The sequence below is a fragment of the Enterococcus sp. 3H8_DIV0648 genome (assembly GCF_002140655.1).
Classification (GTDB): Bacteria; Bacillota; Bacilli; order Lactobacillales; family Enterococcaceae; genus Enterococcus_A; species Enterococcus_A hulanensis.
Genome location: NZ_NGLG01000001.1, coordinates 1,304,593 through 1,306,225, shown reverse-complemented (window position 1 = coordinate 1,306,225; position 1,633 = coordinate 1,304,593). Strand labels below are relative to the sequence as shown.

Here is a 1,633-nt window from a genome sequence, read left to right as displayed (position 1 = left end):
TGACAGTAAAAATAATAACATTCTGGGAGGAATTACAATGAGAAGAAAAGTTTACACAAAAGATCAGATTCTAAAGGCTGCCTATGAAGTTGTCGAAAATGAAGGATTTTCTGGATTTACCGCACGAAACATTGCCAAAAAAATGGGAATCAGTACGCAACCGATCTATTTAGAGTTTAAAAATATGAGTGATCTTAAAAACACTTTGCTAGATGAAATCTGCAATCACCTATACTACGATATTTTCCCAGAAGTTCGCACAGGTGATACGATCATCGATTTGGGCTTGAGCTATGTTTACTTTGCCAAAGAGCAAAGCAATCTTTACAATGCGTTATACGTCCAAGAGTATGGCGGCGGGAAAAAAATGCACGACTTTTCTTACAATTACTTCCACCAATTAATTGTGGAGCATCCGAAATACAGCAAATTGTCTGAAAAACGGATCAATGCCTTGCATGTAGGAACCTGGATCTGTGTAACTGGGATCGCGACCTTGATGTCATCAGGTATCATCGCGCCGACTCAAGATGAGATCGTTCATTTAATCAACCGTACGATTACGAATATCTTAGAAGAAGAAGACACTTCTGTGTTAGATACATTATAAAATCTTGACATTTAAACGAAAAAAGGTAAGATAAATGGTGCGGAAGGTTGGCAGAGTGGTAATGCACCGGACTCGAAATCCGGCGAGCCGCAGTAATGTGGTGCACGGGTTCAAGTCCCGTACCTTCCTTATTTATCAACCGTTTAACGTGGTTTCGACCACGTTTTTTTGTGCTTATTTTTAGCTTGATTTATGATTTGACTCCCCAATTGACTTCCCTTCTTCTGTCAATTTACTATCAATAGCGGTATATAATTTCATAGCAAGGCTCATGATTAAAATCGAGACTGTAGCAAATAGTCCGTCCAGCGGTCGCAAAATATAAAAATTCAGAAAAATGATTACGAGATTGGTCAGCAGTAATCCTCGATAGACCGGTATCTTGAAGTATCGCTCGAGAATAATAGGCGGGATAGTGATTCCACCGTTAGAAGAATTGGACTTATAAAGATAAAATACTCCCAAACTAAACAAGGCACTGCCTATGATGAGAGAAGCAATGTGAGAGAACAGCACTGGGCTTGTCGGAATAAGTTTTAGATAGACTGGAAACAATAAACTTCCAAGGAAAATCTTTGAAAAAACCTGTTTATCTAACAACAAATACGTCAATAAAAGCATGAAAAGATTAATTACCCATACGGTATAAATGCTGTTGACGGATAAATGTATCTCGAGCAAATGGCCGATCGCTCCGACTCCAGCCGAGGCAATGTCATGCGGCAATAAAAAGAAATTTAAAGCCAGAGCAATGATTATCACGCCAATAGAAATTTTTATTAGATGCATGATTCCTTTTATGATCGTCACCTTCTTCTTAAATGTTGAAATAATCGTACCATTCTAATGAAATAAGTTTGGGTCATCTTTTTCAGGGGTGTATGAAATTTTTAAGGACCGGCTGCAGCAGCTTTTTTTTGATTTTCATAAAAATGGGATTAGTTAGAGAAGTAATATGCGAAATTTTTCTGTAAATTTTCAATACTTACAGAAAAATTAATTGATGAAGCGCCCTTAAATGCC

Annotated in this window: 2 protein-coding genes and 1 tRNA gene; 2 read left to right on the top strand and 1 reads right to left on the bottom strand. The window is 37.6% G+C overall.

Going from position 1 to position 1,633, the window contains the following annotated elements; all coding sequences use genetic code 11:
* Positions 1-37: 37 nt before the first annotated feature.
* Entirely contained in the window at positions 38-610 is a 573-nt protein-coding gene (locus A5875_RS05975; RefSeq protein WP_088932757.1) for a TetR/AcrR family transcriptional regulator, read from the top strand.
* Positions 611-651: 41 nt separating this feature from the next.
* A tRNA-Ser gene (locus tag A5875_RS05970) sits at positions 652-739 on the top strand.
* Positions 740-790: 51 nt separating this feature from the next.
* Here the strand turns inward: A5875_RS05970 and A5875_RS05965 are convergent.
* Positions 791-1,414, bottom strand: coding sequence for a YitT family protein (locus A5875_RS05965; protein WP_422851557.1), 624 nt, complete (start codon positions 1,412-1,414; stop codon positions 791-793).
* Positions 1,415-1,633 lie beyond the last annotated feature (219 nt).

Coding starts and splice junctions, on each gene's coding strand:
- A5875_RS05975 (WP_088932757.1), top strand. CDS start 38: ATGAGAAGAAAAGTTTACACAAAAGATCAGATTCTAAAGGCTGCCTAT.